At 41.5% G+C, this 21,881-nt stretch carries 18 protein-coding genes and 1 pseudogene; all 19 read left to right on the forward strand.

Translation table 11 applies throughout. The features are described from left to right. Positions 1 to 95: 95 nt before the first annotated feature. The 19 genes and pseudogenes from IH598_12655 to IH598_12745 all read left to right on the forward strand — a co-directional run bounded on the left by IH598_12655 (position 96) and on the right by IH598_12745 (position 21,483). Positions 96 to 269: a hypothetical protein gene (locus tag IH598_12655; GenBank protein MBE0639362.1), complete on the forward strand. Its 174-nt coding sequence runs from the start codon at positions 96 to 98 to the stop codon at positions 267 to 269. Positions 270 to 326: 57 nt separating this feature from the next. After that, complete coding sequence (locus tag IH598_12660; GenBank protein MBE0639363.1) at positions 327 to 3,023, forward strand: T9SS type A sorting domain-containing protein; 2,697 nt, start codon at positions 327 to 329, stop codon at positions 3,021 to 3,023. Positions 3,024 to 3,305: 282 nt separating this feature from the next. Continuing rightward, positions 3,306 to 3,491: a hypothetical protein gene (locus tag IH598_12665; GenBank protein ID MBE0639364.1), complete on the forward strand. Its 186-nt coding sequence runs from the start codon at positions 3,306 to 3,308 to the stop codon at positions 3,489 to 3,491. Positions 3,492 to 3,550: 59 nt separating this feature from the next. Continuing rightward, positions 3,551 to 4,270, forward strand: a pseudogene (locus tag IH598_12670) (ATP-binding protein). 247 nt (positions 4,271 to 4,517) lie between these two features. After that, entirely contained in the window at positions 4,518 to 7,145 is a 2,628-nt protein-coding gene (locus IH598_12675) for a hypothetical protein (protein ID MBE0639365.1), read from the forward strand. A 96-nt stretch (positions 7,146 to 7,241) separates the two neighbouring features. Continuing rightward, positions 7,242 to 7,412 carry a hypothetical protein gene (locus IH598_12680; protein MBE0639366.1) on the forward strand — a complete coding sequence of 57 codons (171 nt, stop codon included), beginning with the start codon at positions 7,242 to 7,244 and terminating at the stop codon, positions 7,410 to 7,412. 31 nt (positions 7,413 to 7,443) lie between these two features. Then, a complete protein-coding gene (locus IH598_12685) occupies positions 7,444 to 8,889 on the forward strand; it encodes a beta-lactamase family protein (protein ID MBE0639367.1) in 1,446 nt (481 codons plus the stop codon). Positions 8,890 to 8,912: 23 nt separating this feature from the next. After that, positions 8,913 to 9,908 carry a class A beta-lactamase gene (gene bla, locus IH598_12690; protein ID MBE0639368.1) on the forward strand — a complete coding sequence of 332 codons (996 nt, stop codon included), beginning with the start codon at positions 8,913 to 8,915 and terminating at the stop codon, positions 9,906 to 9,908. 8 nt (positions 9,909 to 9,916) lie between these two features. Then, positions 9,917 to 10,141, forward strand: a complete 225-nt coding sequence (locus IH598_12695) for a hypothetical protein (GenBank protein MBE0639369.1) — start codon at positions 9,917 to 9,919, stop codon at positions 10,139 to 10,141. 53 nt (positions 10,142 to 10,194) lie between these two features. Further along, positions 10,195 to 11,577: a beta-lactamase family protein gene (locus IH598_12700; GenBank protein ID MBE0639370.1), complete on the forward strand. Its 1,383-nt coding sequence runs from the start codon at positions 10,195 to 10,197 to the stop codon at positions 11,575 to 11,577. Between the two features lie 68 nt (positions 11,578 to 11,645). Then, positions 11,646 to 12,200: a threonine/serine exporter family protein gene (locus IH598_12705; protein ID MBE0639371.1), complete on the forward strand. Its 555-nt coding sequence runs from the start codon at positions 11,646 to 11,648 to the stop codon at positions 12,198 to 12,200. Further along, positions 12,197 to 13,891, forward strand: a complete 1,695-nt coding sequence (locus tag IH598_12710) for an amidohydrolase family protein (protein ID MBE0639372.1) — start codon at positions 12,197 to 12,199, stop codon at positions 13,889 to 13,891. The genes IH598_12705 and IH598_12710 overlap by 4 nt, the downstream gene beginning before the upstream one ends. A 33-nt stretch (positions 13,892 to 13,924) precedes the next feature. Further along, positions 13,925 to 15,592 carry a hydrolase gene (locus IH598_12715; protein MBE0639373.1) on the forward strand — a complete coding sequence of 556 codons (1,668 nt, stop codon included), beginning with the start codon at positions 13,925 to 13,927 and terminating at the stop codon, positions 15,590 to 15,592. Positions 15,593 to 15,682: 90 nt separating this feature from the next. Next, on the forward strand, positions 15,683 to 16,597 hold the full coding sequence (locus tag IH598_12720) for a hypothetical protein (GenBank protein ID MBE0639374.1): 915 nt from the start codon (positions 15,683 to 15,685) through the stop codon (positions 16,595 to 16,597). A 49-nt stretch (positions 16,598 to 16,646) separates the two neighbouring features. Beyond that, positions 16,647 to 17,924: a hypothetical protein gene (locus IH598_12725; protein MBE0639375.1), complete on the forward strand. Its 1,278-nt coding sequence runs from the start codon at positions 16,647 to 16,649 to the stop codon at positions 17,922 to 17,924. Positions 17,925 to 18,083: 159 nt separating this feature from the next. Further along, on the forward strand, positions 18,084 to 18,857 hold the full coding sequence (locus tag IH598_12730) for a hypothetical protein (protein MBE0639376.1): 774 nt from the start codon (positions 18,084 to 18,086) through the stop codon (positions 18,855 to 18,857). Then, positions 18,847 to 19,425 (forward strand): SHOCT domain-containing protein, encoded by a 579-nt coding sequence (locus IH598_12735; protein MBE0639377.1) that lies wholly within the window; start codon positions 18,847 to 18,849, stop codon positions 19,423 to 19,425. Before IH598_12730 ends, IH598_12735 begins: the two co-directional genes overlap by 11 nt. A 189-nt stretch (positions 19,426 to 19,614) precedes the next feature. Beyond that, positions 19,615 to 20,385, forward strand: a complete 771-nt coding sequence (locus tag IH598_12740; GenBank protein MBE0639378.1) for a DUF481 domain-containing protein — start codon at positions 19,615 to 19,617, stop codon at positions 20,383 to 20,385. Between the two features lie 18 nt (positions 20,386 to 20,403). Then, complete coding sequence (locus IH598_12745) at positions 20,404 to 21,483, forward strand: PCMD domain-containing protein (GenBank protein MBE0639379.1); 1,080 nt, start codon at positions 20,404 to 20,406, stop codon at positions 21,481 to 21,483. Positions 21,484 to 21,881 lie beyond the last annotated feature (398 nt).

Raw genomic sequence — 21,881 nt, forward strand, 5'->3', positions numbered from 1 at the left:
ATGTTACCTCAAAAATTTGCTGTGTGATCATTTGATGTTTTCCTTTGTGGTGAAATTAATTTTTTCATTTCACATAGGATTAACAAGTGCATTTTATGGAACCTGACGAAAATAAAATCGAAACCGGATCGAACACAAAAATAGATGAGATCATCGAACGATCAAATATTCAGAGTCGCATCCTTAAAAAGGTTCTGACAGAATTAAACAACAGGTCGAAATTGCCTGAATCCGAAGAAATGAAATCTTCCAGAAAGAGTAAGAAATGAGAACAAAAATCAATTCTACATCATAAACAAATTTTTAAACAATTAAAATTGAATACTATGCAAACAAATTTACTAAAGCTAGGTTTAATCGCATTTTGCTTTACCATTTTCATCAGCTCAACAGCTCAGCAAAATGCAAATTTCAGACAAAGTGACAATCCTCAAACTACGATCACCACCAAACAAAATGCTCCGAAGGGGTGGCATAAATCAATCGATGAGGTAGTGTTTTACGAAGATTTCTCTGCGGGATTGGATGCCTGGACGGTACTGGGAGAAGGCTCAGAAAACTGGGGAATAGTGGAAACCAACAAAGCAGGTGGGGCTATACCTGAAGTGCGGATGTTTTATGACCCTTCTTTTTTGGGAACTTCCAGGTTGGTTTCTCCTGTGATTAATACCAGTGGATATACCCAGCTGAGCTTATCATTTTTACATTTAATCGATAACTATGTAATGGGAGGTGGATTTTGGGTAGGCGTGGAGACTACTAGTGATGGCGGTGTAACCTGGAACCAGGTTTGGGAATTAGAAATACTAACCACCGAAGACTACAGTGCATTTGAGGTTTTGATAGTAGATACACCCGATATCGGTTCGGCAGATTTCCAGTTTTGTTTTAAATTTGAGGATAACAGCTGGCAGTTAGACGCATGGCATATTGATAATGTGACACTTGGTGAACAGCCCTCTTTTGATGTTGCGCCTTACTCTATTACAGGATTTGAAAATCTCATATTTGAAGGAGATGTTGTAAATGTTTCATCTGAGATCGCCAACTATGGGTCTGAAATCGTTTCATTTGATGTGATTTTTGAGATTTTTGAGGGCTCAAACATTGTTTTCTCATCAACAAAGTCAGTGTCAAACCTTGCTTTTGGTGAACCGGTCACTGTTGCTTTTGATCCCTGGACTTCAGTGATGGGTTTCTATACAGCTTCTGTTACCACTTTACTTCCGGGTGATGAGAATCCGGATAATGACCAGATTGAACACGCTTTCCCCGTTGTTGATCCCAATTGGTATTGTGTACCGGTTGGAAATTGCGCCATAGGTAATTACCAAGGTATAACTGACTTTGCATTTGCAGGAATTGAAAACTACAACAATGGATGTAGTAATAATGGATATGGTGTCTTTACAAATCTGGAAGGAACCGCTGAGATCGGTTCTGAGTCTTATGCTATTGTATCCGTTGGTTCTCCGGGTCAAAATCTAAGTATATGGATCGATTTGAATCAGGATCTTGAATTTACGCCTGATGAACTGGTATTAACCGATTTTGAAATGGCCGAAGCCGGTGTTTTTTCCGTAATCTCCATCACAATCCCGGGAAATGGTTTGCCTGGGCCAACTGTCGTGCGCGTCGGTACATCCATATTCCAAACATCTCCTGATCCATGTGCTAATCTTATGCTTGGTGAATGGGAAGATTATACATTGATTTTGACAGGCTCATCCATCAACCTCAATGCAGGTGTAGTTACAATTGATATGGATCCATTCTTTCTGCAAGGGAACGTTATTCCTAAAGCTACTGTAAAGAATTTTGGATTACAAACGGTTAGCTTCCCGGTGACCTGCAACATAAATGATAATGGTTATACTTCAACCAAAAACGTGACGGATCTTGCCCTTGGTGAAGAATTCCAGGTTGTATTTGATACATGGACTGCTGAACCTGGAAACTATGATGTGGAGGTGACAACTCAGCTGGCAGGAGATGAAGTGCCCGCAAACAATATGTTAAATACCACAGTAGGTATTGTTGAGTCCATTCCGCCTAAAATGGTAGTTGGTGAAGAAGGAACAGGAACCTGGTGCGGTTGGTGTCCTGAAGGGATTGTAGTCATGGAACATATGGCTGAAACATATCCGGATACCTGGATAGGAATTGCAGTCCATAATAACGATCCGATGGTAGTTCCCGAGTATGATGCCGGTATTCTTAATTATCTAGTTGCCTATCCAAGTGCTTTGATTGACCGCTCAGGTGTGCCATATTTCCCCGGGCAATTTGAAGAAGCTTATCTTGAAAGAATCAATAAAGTGGCGCCAGCCGAATTGATGATTGAAAACCAATCTGTTACCAATGGAGTATTGACATTTGATATCACGGCTACTTTTTATGCTATGGTTGCTAACTATAGGCTGAATGCTGTTTTGGTTGAAGATTACGTTACCGGAACAAGTGCCGGGTATAACCAGGCTAATTTCTTTTCTGGGGGTGCATTTGGCGAAATGGGTGGTTTTGAACTCCTTCCAAACCCTGTTCCGGCTGCTGACATGATTTACATGGATGTTGCCCGTGCCTTGCCCGGTGGCTGGGACGGTGTTGAAGGAAGCCTCCCGGCAACAGTTTATGCAGGTGAAACCCATAGTTATAACTTTTCGATAACGATTCCTGAAGAGTGGGACATTGATAACCTCGAAATCGTTGGCATGCTGATCGACCACAATGCCGGAACTATTATGAATGGAGCTAAAGAGGAACTTATTACCCGAGTTGCTGATTTGGAATCGACAACAAATATTGTAGTTTATCCTAATCCAGCCAGAAATGAACTGAGTTTTTCAAATATTCCCGAAGGCAATATCTATATCTACAATATCAATGGCCAACTGATGATGGAAAAACAAAACCTTTATGGCTCATTTACAATTGATATTTCAAATTTAGAGAATGGAACCTACATTGTGAATGTGATTTCTGAAAATGAAACACTAACAACGAAGTTGACTGTAATAAAATAGTTTGGGGGAGAATTAAGGACAAGGCTAATATGTCTTGTTCTTTTCTTATCTTATATTTATTAAAACAAACATGCAACTCAAAAACTGTCAACCATAGCACATCACGCCTGAAGCCCGAAATATTACTGTTAGGGATTCAGACCATCAAAGGTATTTCTCAAAATATGTTTTGAATAACTTGAAAAAGCAAAAGCTATCAGCGAAACATTTTACCAACTCATTGGCGAAGTCTTTGACCAAAACCGCCACCCGGAACAACTTTACCGCACCTGCAACGGCTTCATGAGCCTGCAACGCAAAACCGATTCCGGCAAGTTCAGTCGTGCCTGTACTTTGGCGCTGGATTATAAAAACTACAGCTATCATTTTTTGACCAACGTAATCAAAAATAACACGGAAGATTATCTTGAGACAGATGCTGAAAAAAAAGAAAAAGAACAACAAAATCAAATTTTACCCAAACATTAAAACATCAGGGGTAAAGAATATTACAAACAAATGAATCTAAATTTTTAAACTTTAGAAGTATGATACAGATCGAAATACAACTGGGCCAATTGCGCCTTCACGGGATGAGCCAAAGCTGGAAGGCAATGACTGAAACCCGCACACACAAAGAACTAAGCCTTATGGAAGGCCTCGAAATTCTTCTTCAGGCCGAACAATAGGAAAGAGAAAACCGACGCTTTGACCGTCTCCAAAAAGTTGCCCGCTTCCGTTACCAGGCATCTGTCGAAAAGATACGCTTTGACGCTTCCCGCGGAATCGACAAGGCGCTAATTACCCCTCTTGCCACGGGCGAATATCTCTCCAAAGGCGAATCGGTTTTGATTACCGGAGCCACTGGTTGCGGCAAGAGTTTTATCGCCTCAGCGCTTGGCCACCAGGCATGTGCTCAAGGATACAAAGTAGTTTACTTCAACACCCAAAAGCTGTTGATGAAAACAAAAATGTCCCGTGCCGAAGGCACTATCTTTAAACTCTTCGAGTACATCTCAAAAGCAGCCGTGCTCATCCTGGATGACTTTGGGCTTACCAATCTTGAACATCAACAGCAACTCGATCTGATGGAAATGATCAAAGACCGTCATGCCAGATCATCAACCATTATTGCCAGTCAGTTACCCGTATCAAGCTGGTTTGATGTTATTGGTGAAGAAACCATTGCCGATGCCATTTTAGACCGCCTGGTACACACTTCACACCGAATAGAATTGAAAGGTGAAAGCTTAAGAAAAAAACTGTAATATTGTCACGTCTTCTCGTTCTTTGAACCAAAGCTTAAAGGGGGGTCAATATCACCGATTTGGGGTCAGTATGACTGAAATATCCAGTAAATTGACGTAAAAGTTGAACATTCAATTAAATGTGTTGTTTTTCAATTGAAATCGTAAATACCGGCAATAGCTATTAGAGATATGGTTCAAATAACTTTTAGTTACTTTTAATAATTAATTGTAATTCTGTTTTATGTCTTAATTAATTCTCTATCTGATGCTGCATACGAAACTTAACAGGCCGAAAATTTCTAATGATTTTCTAATAAGGACACATCTTATTGAAAAATTAGAAAAAAACAGAAACCTGCCGTTAATATTAATATCGGCTCCTGCGGGTTACGGAAAGAGTATGCTTGTAAGTCAGTGGCTTGAGCAGTGTGGAAATAATTGTGGTTGGATATCTTTGGATCAAAGTATGAGTGATTCATCTTCTTTCATTTCGTATTTTGCTGCAGCGCTTGAAAAATGCAGTTCAGTTGAAATGCCGGAATTGAAAAAACTGAACCAGGATTACAACTTTCTTTTGTGGGAATCAATTATTGATTTAATTATAAATAAAATTAACGAGTTAAAGGAACCAATTCGGCTGATTCTGGATGACTATCATTTGATCAGGAATAAGGAGATACACATGCTGATCGACGCCATAATCAGTGAAAACATCAACAACTTTCACCTGGTTATCATTACACGGAGAGATCCTCCTCTTCAATTGCGAGAGCTTCGACTATATCAAAAAATGCTGGAGCTTAGGATCAGAGACCTCAGATTTAACGAGGATGAAATTACAGAGCTCCTGGCAACTGAGCATAATACCCATTTCTCGAAAGACGAAATTTCAGAACTTTTTAATAAAACTGAGGGCTGGATATTGGCTATCAGAATAATTGTGAAAACAAGGTCGCTTTTGATATCAGAGGATAGAAATCTGGAAAAAGGATTCTTAACCAGTGATCTGGATATTCTGGTGGATCACATTGGCGCTAACCTGGAACCTGATTTTTTTAAACAAGTACAACTCTGTTCTCTATTTGACCAATTCAATGAGGATCTCATTGACTCAGTTTTTACCCATGTTTTTAAAAATTCAGGCAAAGCGGGTAGCTTCCTTGCAAAACTGAAGGATTTGAATCTTTTCCTTATCGCAACTAAGGATAAAGGATCCTGGTTTAGGTTCCACCATTTATTTGGAGATATTCTCAGAAGGCGGCTGGAGAGAAACGAACCCAACATCATAAATCCACTCTTTATTCATATCAGTTCCTGGTTTGCAAGCAAGGGTCTTATTGATGAAGCTATCCACTATGCGATTAAGGCTAAAAAATTCGGGATGGCTGCCGATCTGATTATTGAGCATACAACCTCAAAATTCGGCGTAGGTGAATGGTGGGTTGTGAAGAGGTGGTTAGAAAATATTCCTGAGAAAATTCGAATGAACAATGTAGATTTACTGTTATTAGAATTATATTTTAGTGAGGAAACCTTTGAAATAAAGGAGTTATCTATTTTATTAGATACACTGGAAGCAATTGGTGTTGAAAACTTTAGTACAAAGAATCAATCTCTTTACCTATTTCATTTGGGCTATTATTTAATCTATATCAGGCCTAATCCTGAAAAAGCTTTAGAATACCTGGAACAATCCAAATCTTTGTATCATGACGAAACGAGTATGTTTGGCGCGCGCAGAGAGTTAATGATGGCAACCACAAGACAAATGTTGGGTAGGTCAACTTTGGCTTTGAAACTTCTTGATGATATCGATAATAACTTTAAATACGAATCTTTCATGCATATACGTTCATTGCAGGCCAGGATATATGTTCTTTTACTTTCCGGATATTTTAAGGATGCAGTTATTGAATCTGAAAAATTTCACTTTATCACCAAGAAAAGTGAATTGCAAATTTTGAGAGCCTGGAGTTTGTATTTAATTGGAAATAGTGCATTTCAGATGTCAAATTTGGATATAGCGTCTCAGTCACTTAAAGAGGTCATAGACTTTGATGGGGTTATTAATTATCGGATATATTTTGATGCTTTGGCAGGATTAATTTTATTAAATTCTCTAAAGGGAGATACTAAAACAGCTGAGTCATTACTTATCACAATGGAACTAATGACTGCAAAAATGAAAAATTCACAGTTTCGATTATATGCACGCTCTGTAAAGGCAAGAGTTAATCTTCATAAAGGAATAGGAAGCAAGGAGTTAGAATGGGCTCAAATGAATTGGGACAAGCAAACTAATGAACCGTATTTATGGTTGATGGATGTGCCTGACTTAACCAAAATTCGTATCATCGTGAGCCATGGATCTGTCTTACAGGTTGAGGAAGCACTGGACGTACTTGCCGAAGTAGAAGTTTTTCTGGACAGCTTTCACAACAAGTATCATGTTTTAGATATCGAGCTTCTGAAGGCAACGGCGTTATTGCGGGTTGGAAGAAAAGAACATGCTAAAGAGTCTCTTAATAAAGCTTTAACGCTTGCTGAAAAGAACGATAGTATCCGACCAATTATTGAGGCGTACCGGGTTATGCCATCTTTGTTCGAGTTGGTGGATCAATCCTTTACATCCCGCAGGCTTTTGTCCAGAATATGTTTAAAATCATCAAACAATGAACTTCCGCCTGTCCCCTATTCTAAATATCATGAATTGTCCTTTCGCGAGCAGCAAGTAATCCAACTAATTGCAACTGGCCTTCGAAATAAGGAAATTGCTGATGAGCTAAATATCTCTGCCGTTACTGTTAAGAGTCATCTAACCAATATCTATCGTAAACTTGAGGTTCCTAATCGCACCTCCATGCTTAATAAGGTCCGGAATCTGCAAATCTGAACTTAAAAACCCTACCTTTTTGCGACTTTAGTATGATGTATAACCTCTCATGTTAGATGTAATTTTGTGCCAACATTTTTCAAAACACAAGTGGTAATGTCACAAGCAGAAACAAGCATACTGGAAAGGGACTTACATCCTGAGTTATTGGACATCAGCTTTAATAACTTAGATGGGCGTAAAAACCCTACCCTTGAGGAGTATATTAAAGGGCCAAAACAAGTTCAGTCCATGATTATGATACAGGTCGGCACTGAATTTAGATAAACTCAATTATTAATATTTAAAAACAAAAATCATGAAAAAATACATTGTACTATTTTTTATTGCACTAGTCTCGTCATTGATGACAGTTCAACAGGCATTTGCACAAGAAAACATGGACACGCGGTTTGAGGAAATTAAGAGCGAAGCTCAGCGACTCATGGACGAGATCAAAGTCCCAGGTATAGCCATTGGGATCATGCACGATGGCAAGGTCCAAATGGCCGGCCTCGGCATTACCAATGTTGACGATCCTCAGGCTGTCACTGAAGCCACCGTGTTTTATATCGGCTCCATATCGAAGTCTTTTACGTCCACCGTAGTTCTTAAAATGTCAGAACGCGGAGAGCTCGACCTCGAAGCCCCGGTTCGGAAGTATCTCCCTGAGTTTTCGGTCCTGGATAGAGAGGCTTCAGAAAAGGCGAAGGTCATCGACCTTTTCCAGCACCGAACAGGCTGGCAAGGCGACTACTTTGAGGATCCCAGTTCGGGTGAAGATGCCTTGGAGAAGGCCGTGCGGTCTTTTCGATTCCTACCGCAACGCACACCTTATGGCGAGGTCTGGGCCTACAACAATAACAACTTCATCATTGCAGGACGCCTCATTCAAGTTGTTAGCCGTGCAAAATCTTATGAACAAAAAGTTAAGGACGAGTTGTTTCTGCCCCTGGGCATGACGCACAGCTCCTTCTTCATGGCGGAACTAATGGCAGAACGCTTTGCTGTTGGCCATGCCGGAGTATATGACGGGACGTCCGAACCTAAGGTCAGCTTTGCACCTTTTCCGCGCAGCGTCTATCCGGCCGGAGGCATACTCAGTAATGTCAGTGATATGATGAAGTATATGAAATTTCAGATGGACGGTAAGGACAAGGACGGCAGTCAACTGTTGTCTCCAAAGTTGCTGAATATGGCGCACAGTCCCTTGGTCGAAGGCGAGCTGAGTGAAAACAACGGTGTTACGTGGTTCGTTGAGGATATCGGCGGTGTGCGAACCGTTTTTCATGCCGGTCGGTCGGCAGGGGCTACCGCCAAAATGCTGTTTGCACCAGATAAGAAATTTGGAATCGTTGTTCTTACGAACAGCGACCGCGGTATTGAAGTGTACGATGCGGTAATCGCACTGGCTCTCAAAAAGTATTTAGATATTGAGAAAACACCCTTGGTTGCAATCACTGCAGATCGTAGTTCCCTTGAGCCTTTCGTAGGACTTTGGTTAGGGGATAATGAAGACTACAAAATCTATTTTGACAACGACCAGCTCATGGCTGAGCGCTTGTACAAACCACTAGGAGACCTCCAAATTTATAAGAACCCTCCACCGATTTCGATGAGTAGCGCGGGTAAAGACATGGTTATCATGACAGATGGTGCCTTTAAAGGAACGGTTGGTGAGTTGCTGCGTGACAAGTCTGGAAAGCCGGCGTTCCTTAGCATGCAGCACCGGATCTTCCGTCGCTCCACCGGGGAAAACGATTAATTAATATTTAAAAACATAAAATCATGAAAAAAAACATTGTACTATTATTTACTGTAATAATCGCGTCATTATTTACAGTTCAACCGGCATTTGCTCAGGAACAAAATATGAAAGATGTTTCTCAGAAGATTGAGAAACTTTCGGAGGGGCTGGTTGGCCGCATTGGTGTGGCTGCACAGGAAATCGGCGGCGACGTGGTCATAGCGGTCAATGGTGATGAGACCTTCGCCATGGCCAGCACCTACAAGGTGGCGATCGCCACAACTGTGCTGGATCGCGTGGACAAGGGGGAACTCAGTCTCGACCAACTGGTCGAAGTCCCGCTCGACATGTTCGTCACCGGCGTAATTGCGCTTGCCGAGACGTTCCCGCACCCCGGGATCCAGCTCTCGGTGGCGAACCTGATAGAGGTGATGATCACGGAAAGCGACAACACGGCGACCGACGTCTGTATGGGGCTGGCAGGCGGACCAGCGGCGGTGACCAAGAACCTGCGCCGGCTCGGGATCAACGATTTCAGGGTCGATCGGACTACCCGCGAGATTCTCATGGATTTCTACGGCTTGTCGGGGGCCACGCCAGAAATTGTCGCTGAGGGCATCAAAAACAACCCGGCATTGGTGATGGCCCAGATTGATCCCAATCCGGACTTCGAGGCGGATCCCCGCGACCACGCAACGCCCCTTGCGATGCTGAAACTCCTGCTTGCCATCGACGGTGGTACGGCGATGAGCGCCGAGAGCAGCAAGTTCCTGCTGGGAGTCATGTCGCGCACGCGCACCGGCGCTGGCCGTATCAAGGGGCTGCTGCCGAAGGGAGCGTCCGTAGCGCACAAGACCGGAACCGCAGGCGGAATTGCCAACGACGTCGGTTATGTCACGCTCCCTGACGGTCGGCGGTTTGCCATCGCCGTGTTCACCAACAGCAGCAAGACATCCGTGGCGGACAGGGATCGGGCAATTGCAGAAGTTAGCCGGACTCTGTACGACTTTTATTATTTAATGGCACAAGACAAATAAATTTTGTTATGCCTAACAACAACTTATATAATACAGCACAATGGGATCATTATTTTCCTGATGGAGGAATGTTTAAGCATGGTAATATGGGACAAGGCATCTATGTAGATCCGAAGCGTGACTTTTGTGGAATATACTATGGCTTAGCCCCTAATCCAGATGAAATTTCAGGAATTGATCATTCTCCTGGTTATTTAATAACATCTGCAAAATTGTTTGCAGGGAAAAAATAAAATAATTGTTTAATTAAAAATTTAATAAAATGAAAAACAAAATGAAAAACAAAATGGACAACTTCATTAAAGTAGCGCAGGTTTCAGCCTTTCTTTGCCTGGCGGTGTTTGCGTTGCCAGCGGTGGCTCAGCAGGCCAGCACTCAGATCGAAAAAGCACTAAAAGTGGAAGGCGCACGGGTCACACTGCCCGTTGGTGAAGCAATAACAAAAGATGTTTTCACTCCAGAATGGATTGATAAAGCGCGTAAAAGCTGGGATAATTTTCACTTCCAAATGGGTGGTGACCATGCCTTATACTATGCGATGCACTTGCAGGAGTTTATGTACTCGGCTGAATCTGCACCAAGCATGGAGTACAGACCGCTTGAACGTAATATCCGTCCGGAAATCCGTAATGTCAGACAACAAACGAGCAAGGGTAATATTACATTGGAAGAATATATGAATGATACTTTGTATCGTGCGCAAGGTATGATGATGATTCACAAAGGTAAGGTAGTTTATGAAAGCTATCCGGGTATGCGCCCTTCAGATCGTCACTTAACTTCTTCTACTGGAAAAATTACCTGCGGACTTGTAATCGCGCAATTGATTAAAGAAGGGAAAATTGACGAAAAGAAAAATATCGCTGATTACATTCCTGAATTAAAAAACACGGCTTGGGATGGCGTAACTGTTTACAGTGTAGCCAACATGTGTACCGCACTGGATAATGAAGAAACAATTGAACACATTTTACAGCCAGACTCACCGGTAACTCGTTTTCTTGCAGCCTGCGCAGGTAGCCCAAGGGCTACAACCGGAAAACTGGAAACCTGGCTTGAAGTTGCTCAGGATCAACAAAAATTACCCGGAAACGAAAAACAAGGGGAAGTGTTTCGTTACGCATCTATCAATACAGCTATTTTAACAAAGTTGGCTGAAAACGTTGAAAATAAGAATTGGGGACTCATTTTTGAAGAGCGTGTATGGTCTAAAGTACATGCAAGAAGATCGATATTATTTCCGTTGAGTCCTACAGGATTCGCGTTGCCACTTGGCTTTGTTGCAGCAACCTTAGAAGACTATACAAGATTCGCAGCCATGTTTACACCAAGCTGGAATGCAGTATCGTCTGAGCGAATTGTGGATGAAGATCTATTGAAATTATTCTATGATAATATTGATAAAGAACGTTATGCAAAAGGAGCTAAACTTCAAACTTCAATAGCGGATTTCAATGAAGCAGCCATGGGTAATGCTCTCCAGTGGGACTTTATTTGGGAAGATGGTGCCATGGCAAAAAGCGGAAACTTATGCCAAATGATTTATGTAGATCCAAAACGTGACTTTGCAAGTGTCTTCTTTTCACTGACTCCATTTGTAGATGGCTACGGTGAGTTTAAAGCAGGCGCTTTTCAACGTGCCGCAGCGAAAATGCTCAATGGAGAATAAAAAGAAATAAAATTCAACAGAAAAGGACGCTTCAATAAGAGAAGTGTCCTTTAATAGAGCTTGTTTAAATGATAGAAGCAAAATTCTCAGTAGTCTCCAAGGTTTCCTTTGATGATGGATGGCGTTTCATATTAAAGGTAGGCGTTGTAGCCCATAAATACGGCTCTACATCAGCGCGACTGGAATCATTTCTTGTTGACCTGTCAAAAAGTTTTGGCTATGAGGGTGTATTTCGGTCAAACCCCTCCGAAATTGTTTTTGGTTTAAGGGAAACCCCTGAGTCGCCTCAGCGTGTAGAAGTTATTGCTACATTGCCCCCAGATGTCAATCTGGATAAACTGGCCCAACTGGGTGACCTGCTGAAGGAATATAGCACTGAAACAATGTCGCTTAAAGAAGCCTATCCACGTATCGATGCCATTGAACATGTACAGCCATCGTGGGGAAAGTTTGCTACTATGTTGGGCTATGCTTTTGTTGGCCTTGGCCTTGCAGCCCTTCTGGGTGCTGGTTGGGTTGATCTCTTATTTGCAACAATTTTTACCTTATTTATTTCAACTCTTATTATTACGAGCTGTCAACAAACACTAAAAATTATAAATCCAATTAAAATTAAATTATGAAAAAACTTCTAATTTTTCTATTTAGTTTCCTGATATCCTTATCATATGGTCAGGAAAAAACAAACGTAAATGAAACCTATGATGTGGTCATATTAAACGGCCGGGTAATGGATCCCGAGACCATGTTTGACGATGTGGCAAATGTGGGTATTAAAGATGGAAAAATAGCCATCATAACCAAATCCCAAATCAAAGGAAAAGAAACCATTGACGCTACAGGACATGTAGTTGCGCCTGGTTTTATAGACACTCACTACCATGCAATGGATGTTTTTGCTAGTAAGATGGCGTTAAGAGATGGTGTTACTACCGGTATGGATCTTGAAGCGGGTTCATTCAATGTAAAAGATTGGTACGCTGAGAAAGCAAAAACGGGTTGGCAGGTGAACTACGGTTCATCTGCTAGTTTACTATATAATAGAATGGCTGTGCATGATCCTGATGCTGAATTGAGCGTGCCGGTCGACTTTTCGACTTTACCAACCTATGCTGCAAAAGCTTTTGGAGATGGTGTTCAAGGATGGGCAGAGACGATATCCACAATCGAGGACATGAATAAAATAATGCAGCTATTGGATGAAGATTTAAGGCAAGGAGCCATTGGTCTTGCTGCTCCCATCGCATATATGGCAATTGGACTTAGTAGTTACGAACTTTTTGAAGCTCAAAAGGTGGTTGGAAATTATGGTCGCCTTACATCTGTTCACTCCAGGTATCATCTTTTATCGGAAACACCTACTGAAGCTCCAATCGCCTTTGATGAGGTGTTTACCAATGCAATGTTAGTAGGAGCTCCATTATTAATGGCGCATAACAATGATTATGGCTGGTGGGAAATTGAGGAAAAATTACAAATGGCTAGAGATAAAGGGTTGAATATGTGGTCAGAATATTATCCTTACGCTGCAGGGTCAACAACGATAGCTGCAGCTTTCTTGACCCCTGCTGAGTGGGTAGAAAAACGTGGTTACAAATACGAAGAAACCATCTACGACCCTATTGATGACAAATACCTTACCAACGAAACCTATGCGGCACTGATGAAAAAAGAACCTGGTCGCTCTGTTGTGGTTGAATTTCCTTACAGAAAAGAATGGATGAATAATTGGTTGGCAATTCCTCACATGACTATAGCAGCTGATGCCATGGCTGGTGTTGGTGCTGACGGTAAATTGTTACCATGGGATGCTGATTGGTCTGAATATCGTGGTCATCCGCGAACTTCTGGCTCACGTGGTGCTGTTTTTAGAATGGGACGTGAACAAGGAATCCCACTTATGTTTACCATAGCGCAAGCGAGTTACTGGCCGGCCAAACATTTAGGAGATTGTGGTCTTGAAACCATGAAACAACGTGGTCGTCTTCAGATTGGAAAAATTGCTGACATTACCATTTTTGACCCTGTAAACGTTACAGATAATTCTAGTTTTAAAGTTGGAGAGCATGGAACACCAACAACAGGCATACCTTATGTTCTTGTAAATGGAGTCATTGTGGTAAAAAACAATGAAGTGCTGCCTGTGAAGCCGGGAAAAGAAATTCGTTTCCCAATAGAAGCCAAAGGCAGATTTACTCCAATTGATCGAAACAAATGGTTGAATGAGCATACTATTGGCTTAAATCCAGATCTTATAGATACTCATGTTGATGATGACAATTGTGCAGGAAAAATACTTGATAAAAAACAATAAATATTTAACCAAATAAACTTTAAATTAAAAGATATGAAAAGAACAATTTTTGCCTTATTTATTTCAGCTCTTATTTTTACGAGCTGCCAGCAAACAGCTACTAAAAAAGCTGCCGATCCGAATCAGGAATTTGATGTGGTCATCCTTAATGGCCGAGTAATGGACCCCGAAACCAATTTCGACGGTATTCGAAATGTAGGAGTTAAAGATGGTAAAATTGCCATCATAACCGAAGCCACTATTAATGGTAAAGAAAGTATTGATGCGAAAGGTTTGGTCGTGGCGCCAGGATTTATCGATGGGCACCAACATTGTATTGAGCCCTATCAATACCGGTTGATGCTACGCGACGGTCGTACGACGCTTCTGGACACCGAGATCGGCGCTCACGGGCCAAAGCTCGACGAGTGGTACAAGCGACGAGAAGGAAAAGCACCGGTGAATTTTGGTGTGGCGGTGGCTCACGAATTTGCGCGGGCGGAGGTGTTGGACGGCTTTACCGATTGGAAATATCTCTACAGTCCCGACGCTGGCCAATCCCGTCTCACAAAGGAGGGTTGGTCAAAGACCCGGCCGACCCTGGAGCAGGGTAACCAGATCCTTGCCCTGATTGACCAAGGCTTACAGCAGGGAGGACTTGGAATCGGCTCTACCGTTGGCTACATGCGCGCGGGGGTCTCGGCCCGCGAGATATTCGAACTGCAAAAGCTGGGCGGGCTATACGGCCGCTTTATCAGTATGCATTTCCGCTATACACCGGGCGATGATACCGGCGAAGTCAACGGTATCCAGGAGATGCTCGCAAATGCGGCGGCATTAGGGACACCGGCCATCGCCGCCCATTTCAACAATCCGGGATACAATATGGTGCATGAGCTTTTGATGCGGATACGGGAACGGGGTTACAACGTCTGGGGCGAAATCTATCCATACGCTGCGGGTTCAACAGCTTTAAATGCCGTATTTCTTGAACCCGAAGTTTGGGTGAATGCCCTGGGCAACAAATATGAGGAAACCATACAAGATGTGGCAACCGGTGAGTTCTACACCCAGAAATCGCGTGAGGAGATGCTTAAAAAGGAACCCACACGCCTCGTGCTTGTCTACAAGATCCCGGAATCGGCTATTGTTGACTGGATCAAAATGCCTGGTGTTGCCATTGGCAGCGACGGCATGCCAATGATCCCAGACGACAACCTGACCTGGGACACGCCCTATGAAGATCTGCCCAATACCCACCCGCGGACTTCCGGGTCTTTTGCCACAGTGCTTCGCCTTGCCAGAGAAAACGATATCCCGCTGATGCAGGCCGTATCCATGACCAGTTACAATTATGCAAAGCCGCTGGGTGAGATGGGTTTGAAGTCCATGCAGGTTCGCGGACGGATGCAGGAAGGTATGGTGGCCGATATTACCATTTTCGATCCTGAAACCGTCAGAGACAATTCGACCTACGCAAACGGAGCACTTCCGTCTTCAGGAATCCTTCATGTGCTTGTTAACGGAACCCTTGTCATGAAAGATCAGGAACCACTGAAAGGCGTGAATCCTGGGCAGCCGATCCGCTTCGAACCAGTTAAGAGCAAATTTGAGCCGCTCACCATCGAGGGGTGGAACAATACCTTCTATGCCTCCCCGATCGATTTCGGCGGTGGGATTCCTTGTTGCGACTTCGCCAATGAAAAAGGTCATAAACATTAAAAGCTATAAAGCAGTGTGCCGGGCATTCCTATACCCGGCACATTGTTTTATTAAATACTTATTTGTAATCACAACTAAAAAAATTAAAAAATGAAAACATCTATATTGAAATCTTATATGATGGCTTGTCTCATTGTATTTGCAATTTCAGGCAAGGCACAAGAAGACCATACTAAGGGCGATGAACCAAAATCAGCAGACGAAATAGCGGCAGAATTATCTAATCCAAACACTGCCTTAGGTACTATGAACTTCAATTTTGATTATATAAATTATCAGGGAGATTTGCCTGGTGCGGGAAGCCAAAATAGCTTTACCATGGGTTTTCAGCCTATCCTTCCGGTACCATTAAGTAAGACGGTAAATCTTTTCGTAAGACCTAATATCCCCCTTTATTTTACGCAACCAACATATGGGGCAAATGGATTTGAAAATCAGGGAGTCAATCTGGGAAATATCAGCGCCGATGTTGCTGTAGGTAAAACGTTTCCATCTAAATTCATAGGAATAATTGGTGCATTTGCTAGTTTTCGTACGGCAACCAATGATGCCTTAAAATCAAATTATACCTTATTAGGTCCAGAGTTGATGGTTGCTCAATTGTTTAAATGGGGTGCAGTTGGACTAATGGTAAATCACGCATGGAGTGTTAATCACCTTGATGCAGATCCGGAAAGTTTTACAATTCTTGCAGACGACAATTGGGCTACAGCTGCGGGAGGCGAATCTGCAAGTATTACTTCCGGCCAATATTTTTATGTTGTTGGTGTAGGAAATGGTTGGCAAATCACGGGGACACCAACATATTCCTATAACCACAAAGCGGCAAAAGGAAATAGATTTACACTACCTATTGGTACTGGTGCGACTAAAGTGGTGATTTTTGGTAAAATGCCTATTAAGTTTAATATGCAATATTGGTATTATGTGGCATCACCAGATGCATTTGGTCCACAACATCAAATACGTTTTACTGTTTCGCCTGTTGTTCCATTACCATGGTAAAAGCTCGAATTAAATTCAATAAAAATTATACTTGTTCATAAATAACTCGATGAAACAAGCTCTACTAGTAATATTAATTATCTTGCTATTTGCTCCAAAAGTAGTGAAGGCACAAGATTGGCATCCTGGGGATACAATTAATACGGCTGAAAATGATTCGATCCGAATTAGTGATTTTAGAGATAATATTATTAATTATACGGGACATGATTTGGTAGATGCCGCTTTCCCGAACTCATGGCCCATATTTGGCTCCAAAGCCCGTATGGCTATAGGTGGCTATGTAAGATTGGATTACATCCAGGATTTTAATGGCGGATACGATCGGTTTCAATATGAAATACAGAATGTTCCCGTAGCCGGAGACGGCCGCCCCGATCAAAGTGGCTATATGAACATGCATGCCCGTGAATCGCGCTTCAACTTTGACATTAGAAGCATCTCAGAGGCAGGGACTCCTTTCCAGATATTTATTGAAATGGACTTTTACAACCTTGATCGGGGGCCGTTTAATCAGGCGCCACGATTGCGTCACGCATATGGGGTCATAGGTCGACTACTCGTTGGTAGAACATGGGGTACGCAATCCGATTTGTTTGCCGTTCCAGCTACAGTTGATTTCGCAGCGGGCGATGCTTTAACCGGAACACGAAGAGCTCAAATTCGATGGGAAGATAAGCTTGGAAGTAAGTTTATGTATGCGCTGGGTCTTGAAATGCTTGAGTTTCCGGGCATAGATGGAAGGGATACCGTTGGTCAAGCTAGCCAACAACTTCCTCTTTTGGCCGGTCGAATTACAAAGAAAACCAAAAGGGGTGGTCGATTAATGATAGGTGCTTCGGTCCTTCAACTCCGTTGGGATGGTTTGGGCGATATGCCCAATGCTACGGCAATAGGGTGGGGATTTAGCTTTAGTGGAAGAGAATACTTTGGAACGAAAAAACACTACTTCAGATGGATGGCGAGTTATGGACAGGGTTGGGGGAGTCAAATTGTAGCTACAATAGGCACGCAAAGTTCTGCCATTGTTACGCCACAAGGCACGTTAGAAACAATGCCTGCCTATAATTTAGGCGGTGGAGTTGCATTCCGCCTGTCAAACACACTTGTTACTAATATCAATTCCAACTGGTATTCTATTGATCCATCTCAATATAAAGAAGGATATGATATGAAAGCGGGGATATCTGGTCATGTTAATTTGATTTGGTCTCCAATAAAGAGTATAAATACCGGAGTAGAATTTATAATGGCAAGGCGTACAAATGTGAATGACACACAAGGGACTGGCAAAAGATTGCAATTTATGGTGAAATATCTTTTTTAAACCTAGCATTAATAAAAATATTTGATAAACGGAGCTGTTACAAATCAGATTATTTTATATGAAATATCCATATGTACCAAAAACATACCCACTGTAAATGATTAAAACCAAAAAATGGCTTTATACTTAATAATCAAAAATTTAATCAAATTTAAACAGATGAATAAAATTGTACAAATACCAGTTAAATTGATAATTATCGCTCTGCTGCTTTCAGCAAATGTTGCTTATGCCCAACAATTTAATTCCGATAATTACCTGACTATGCCTAAGGGCATTAGCACTTTTTGTCCTACAGCCGGTGTAAGAAACTCATCATTGTTGATGTCTTTTGCCTTAATTGACCGCTTTGAGTTTTTTTTACAGGGTAACTTGTACCGGGATTATAGAGATGAACAAATTTCTCAACATTTTACAACCACTGTTTACGCAAAGTATATGTTTTGGAAGAATGAAGCAAACACAGGTGGCGGAGGGGTGTTTTTAGGCTTTGGTCAATCGCCTGGTTATTATAACGAAACACAATTTACCGAATTTCATAAAAACATATGGACAGCAGTTCCTATTACCATTCCGTTCCTCAATAACATGTTTTCGTGGGATATTATGCCTGGCGCAATGCTTGACTTCGATCATGGAAACAATAATGAAGCAGCTTTTGGTTTTACTTGGACTACACGTTTGGCTATTTATAGAATAATCCCCAAAACAGCTATTGTAGGTGAATTATACGGTACTGAAGGCGAAGCATACTCCAAACCGGAATATAAAGTTGGCTTGCGTTGGGAACCTAATAGTTTTATTATTCCGGCCATTACTTATGGAGCACGTTTAGATGGTACAAATGGGGCTGGTTTTGAAATAGGAGTAGTTATTTATACGCCTCAATATTTGAAAAAGGACTATATAAAAAATAATACCATTGAATACTAAAACGCTTGTCGAAATCAACAAAACAATTAATATTTCAAATATGAAAAATGTGTATCTTTTATTAGTGGCTGTTTCGCTTTTCCTTCAGGCTCATAGTCAAAAATTGAAAAGGGAAGAAATGATGCTTCAGATTGATTCTTTAAATAAAGTTAATCAGAATCTATCTGTAACTCTTGATTCTGTGAACAATGAAAAAGAGCTGTATTTTGGAATGTATGAAGTAGTGAAAGAAAAGGTTGTTAAAAATGATTTTAATCCTGCGGAAATGGCCAATATTATTGATTCATTAAAAATTAACACCAACTCAAATACTTCGTCACTCATCGAATCCAATACAAGTTTAAAGGATAGTCTGTACCTCATGATTATCAATCTGAATCAGCTGCAACTTGAATTTGACAACCTGAAGGATAGTATAGAACAGAATGAAATAATTCACACCCAGGAGGATGTGATAAAAGCCATTGCCATCGGAAACTTAAAACAGTTAAAGGAACTTTTTGATTCCGGTATTCTCAATGATGAGGAGTTTTTAATACTTAAAAAGAAATACGTAAAAAAATTATAACAGTTAGTAAATTCATTTTATTAAGCACTTTATTCATGTAAGCATCACATTGCGAATATTTACCTCATATACTTTTTGTGAGTTTATGGTAAAAATTAATTCAGGAAGCGTTTATTTTTGTTTTGAATTGCAAAAAGCAAATCGATTTTAATAGAAAAAATCAATGTATTTTATTAACCTATAATAATCATGAGAAACAATTACAAAATCATTAGTATCCTTGTTTTTGCAGTGATATTTCCGGGTGTCATGATTGCCCAGAATGAAAATACTGACGAAAACTATACTGCCTATGACCTCATGTCGGAATATTACAACGATGGTTTCAATCCTTTTAAAAAGAAAAATATTTACATCGGCCTGTCTTTTTCACTGCAAGACCTGCAGCAGGAAAACACGACAGGTTTTTTTCAAAATGTTGTGGATGGGCAAAGTCTTGACTACAACCTTGAGCTTAAAAGTGGATACTACATAAGCGACTATACAATGGTTGGTTTTAATTTTAGCTATGAACACGATAAATTTGAGGGTACAGTATTCCGTGACCCCGATACTTTGCAGTCCAACTCCATGTCCAGATCGTTTGATTTCACCCCCAACATCCGGCCATCCTTTCCGCTAACAAAAAATGAGCGGCTGAGTTTTTTCGTAGAAACAGGGCTTACCTTTGGCTACACCTCAGCACTTACAAGGAATGTTAAAAAGGATGATGAAGTAAATACACAATACACCGAAGGATTTCATTTCAGGGCAGGAATAAGCCCGGGCATTACATTCTTTGCCATGGAAAGTTTTGCTTTTCAAGTACAGTTAAATCTTATCGGTTATGACCTGGCGGTTTTACAACAGTCCACAAATAATGGCCCCGAATCAAGAAGAGTGGATCAAAAAGTAGACGCAAAAATTGATCTTTTATCCTTAAACCTTGGATTATCCTATTATTTTGGTTCAAAGAAATAGCACTAAATTTAACAGAAAATGAAAAGACTTTTGAATATGATGCTGATGCTTGCCATAATCGCAAGCTCGTGTGTGAAAGAAGATTATTTTGGTTTATCACCCTATGGGAATATAAAATCATTTTTGGTGAGCAATCAGGCAGGAAATGCCACGATCAATAACGATTCGATGACTGTGGTGGTTGAGATTCCCGGCGGCATTGATCTTTCGGCAATTACCATACAAACCATGGAAGTATCATCATTTGCATCAGCCGATAAAGCGGTTGGAGATCAACTTGATCTGAATGATCCTGCAACCATAACAGTTATTGCAGAAGATGGTAGCTCACATGTTTGGACTGTAAAATCCTTCGTTGCCAGTGCAAATCCTCAGTTGGATAACTGGCAGTTGGATGAATGGTATCAAACGGCTTCGGATTATTATGAGCCCGGCAATAGCGCCGAATCAACCGTTTGGGGAACCGGAAACCCGGGAACCCAAATACTCAACCAACTGGCCACTACACCTTTTGACCTTGGCGAAAGCAACAAGGCGGCAAAAATGGAAACACTTTATAATGGGCTGATACCGGCTTCATTGGGAATGCCAATTTCCGCAGGCTCGTTGTTCACTGGTTTTTTTAATCCGGATAATCTGGATCCGACAGATCCACAGGCAGCTGTTGAGTTCGGAACCCCCTTTACAGGCCGGCCGGCCAAACTCCGTTTTCGATACCAATATCAGGCAGGAGAGGAAAACAAAGACAGGGAAGGCAATGCGCTGAACTATTCGGATATGTTGGACATTTATGCCTTCCTCGAAATCAGATTCAATGGTGCCGTAAAGCGCCTTGCCACCGCATGGTTCCGAAGCTCTGATGAGGTAGGGGATTTGACAAGTATCGAGATTCTTTTTACTTATGGAGAACTTGATGATTCATTCCCTGACTACATGAAGCCGGCGGACAATGTTTATGTCAGTGTCGATTCAGCTTCTTTCGCCTTACCAACACATATCACCTTTGTTGCCTCCTCCAGCTTTGATGGAGCAAATTTTGCCGGAGCTGTTGGCAGTGTGCTCGTTGTGGATGACATTGAAATGCTGTATGAAGAGTAGTCTCGGATAAATAAATTTTTCTGAAAGACTAATAGGAAACCATTCCTGCATATAACCATGGAGTTTGCGGTCATGATTTTTTAATCGGGTCGCCCTACAAATTAGTTACCTGGCGTTGAGTAATGACCATTTCCAGAGAAAACGGTATTGGAGAATAAGGAGCAGGTAACCGATTTAAATTAATGATTAAATATTTGTTTTTATATTGAAGTGCACCCCCTCTCATCCATACACATTGCCAAGTCGCTAAAAATTCGACACATAAGCCAAAACTTGGCAAAGAGTATGGGATGCCTAACACACGGTCAGACTAGACATGAGGTCTATCCAAAAGTTTTTCAATCAAAAGTCAAGTAGGTCAAAAGATAAACTGAATTCATCATTTTCGAATTGTCAGG

The sequence above is a fragment of the Bacteroidales bacterium genome (assembly GCA_014860585.1).
In the GTDB taxonomy this organism is placed as follows: Bacteria; Bacteroidota; Bacteroidia; order Bacteroidales; family 4484-276; genus RZYY01.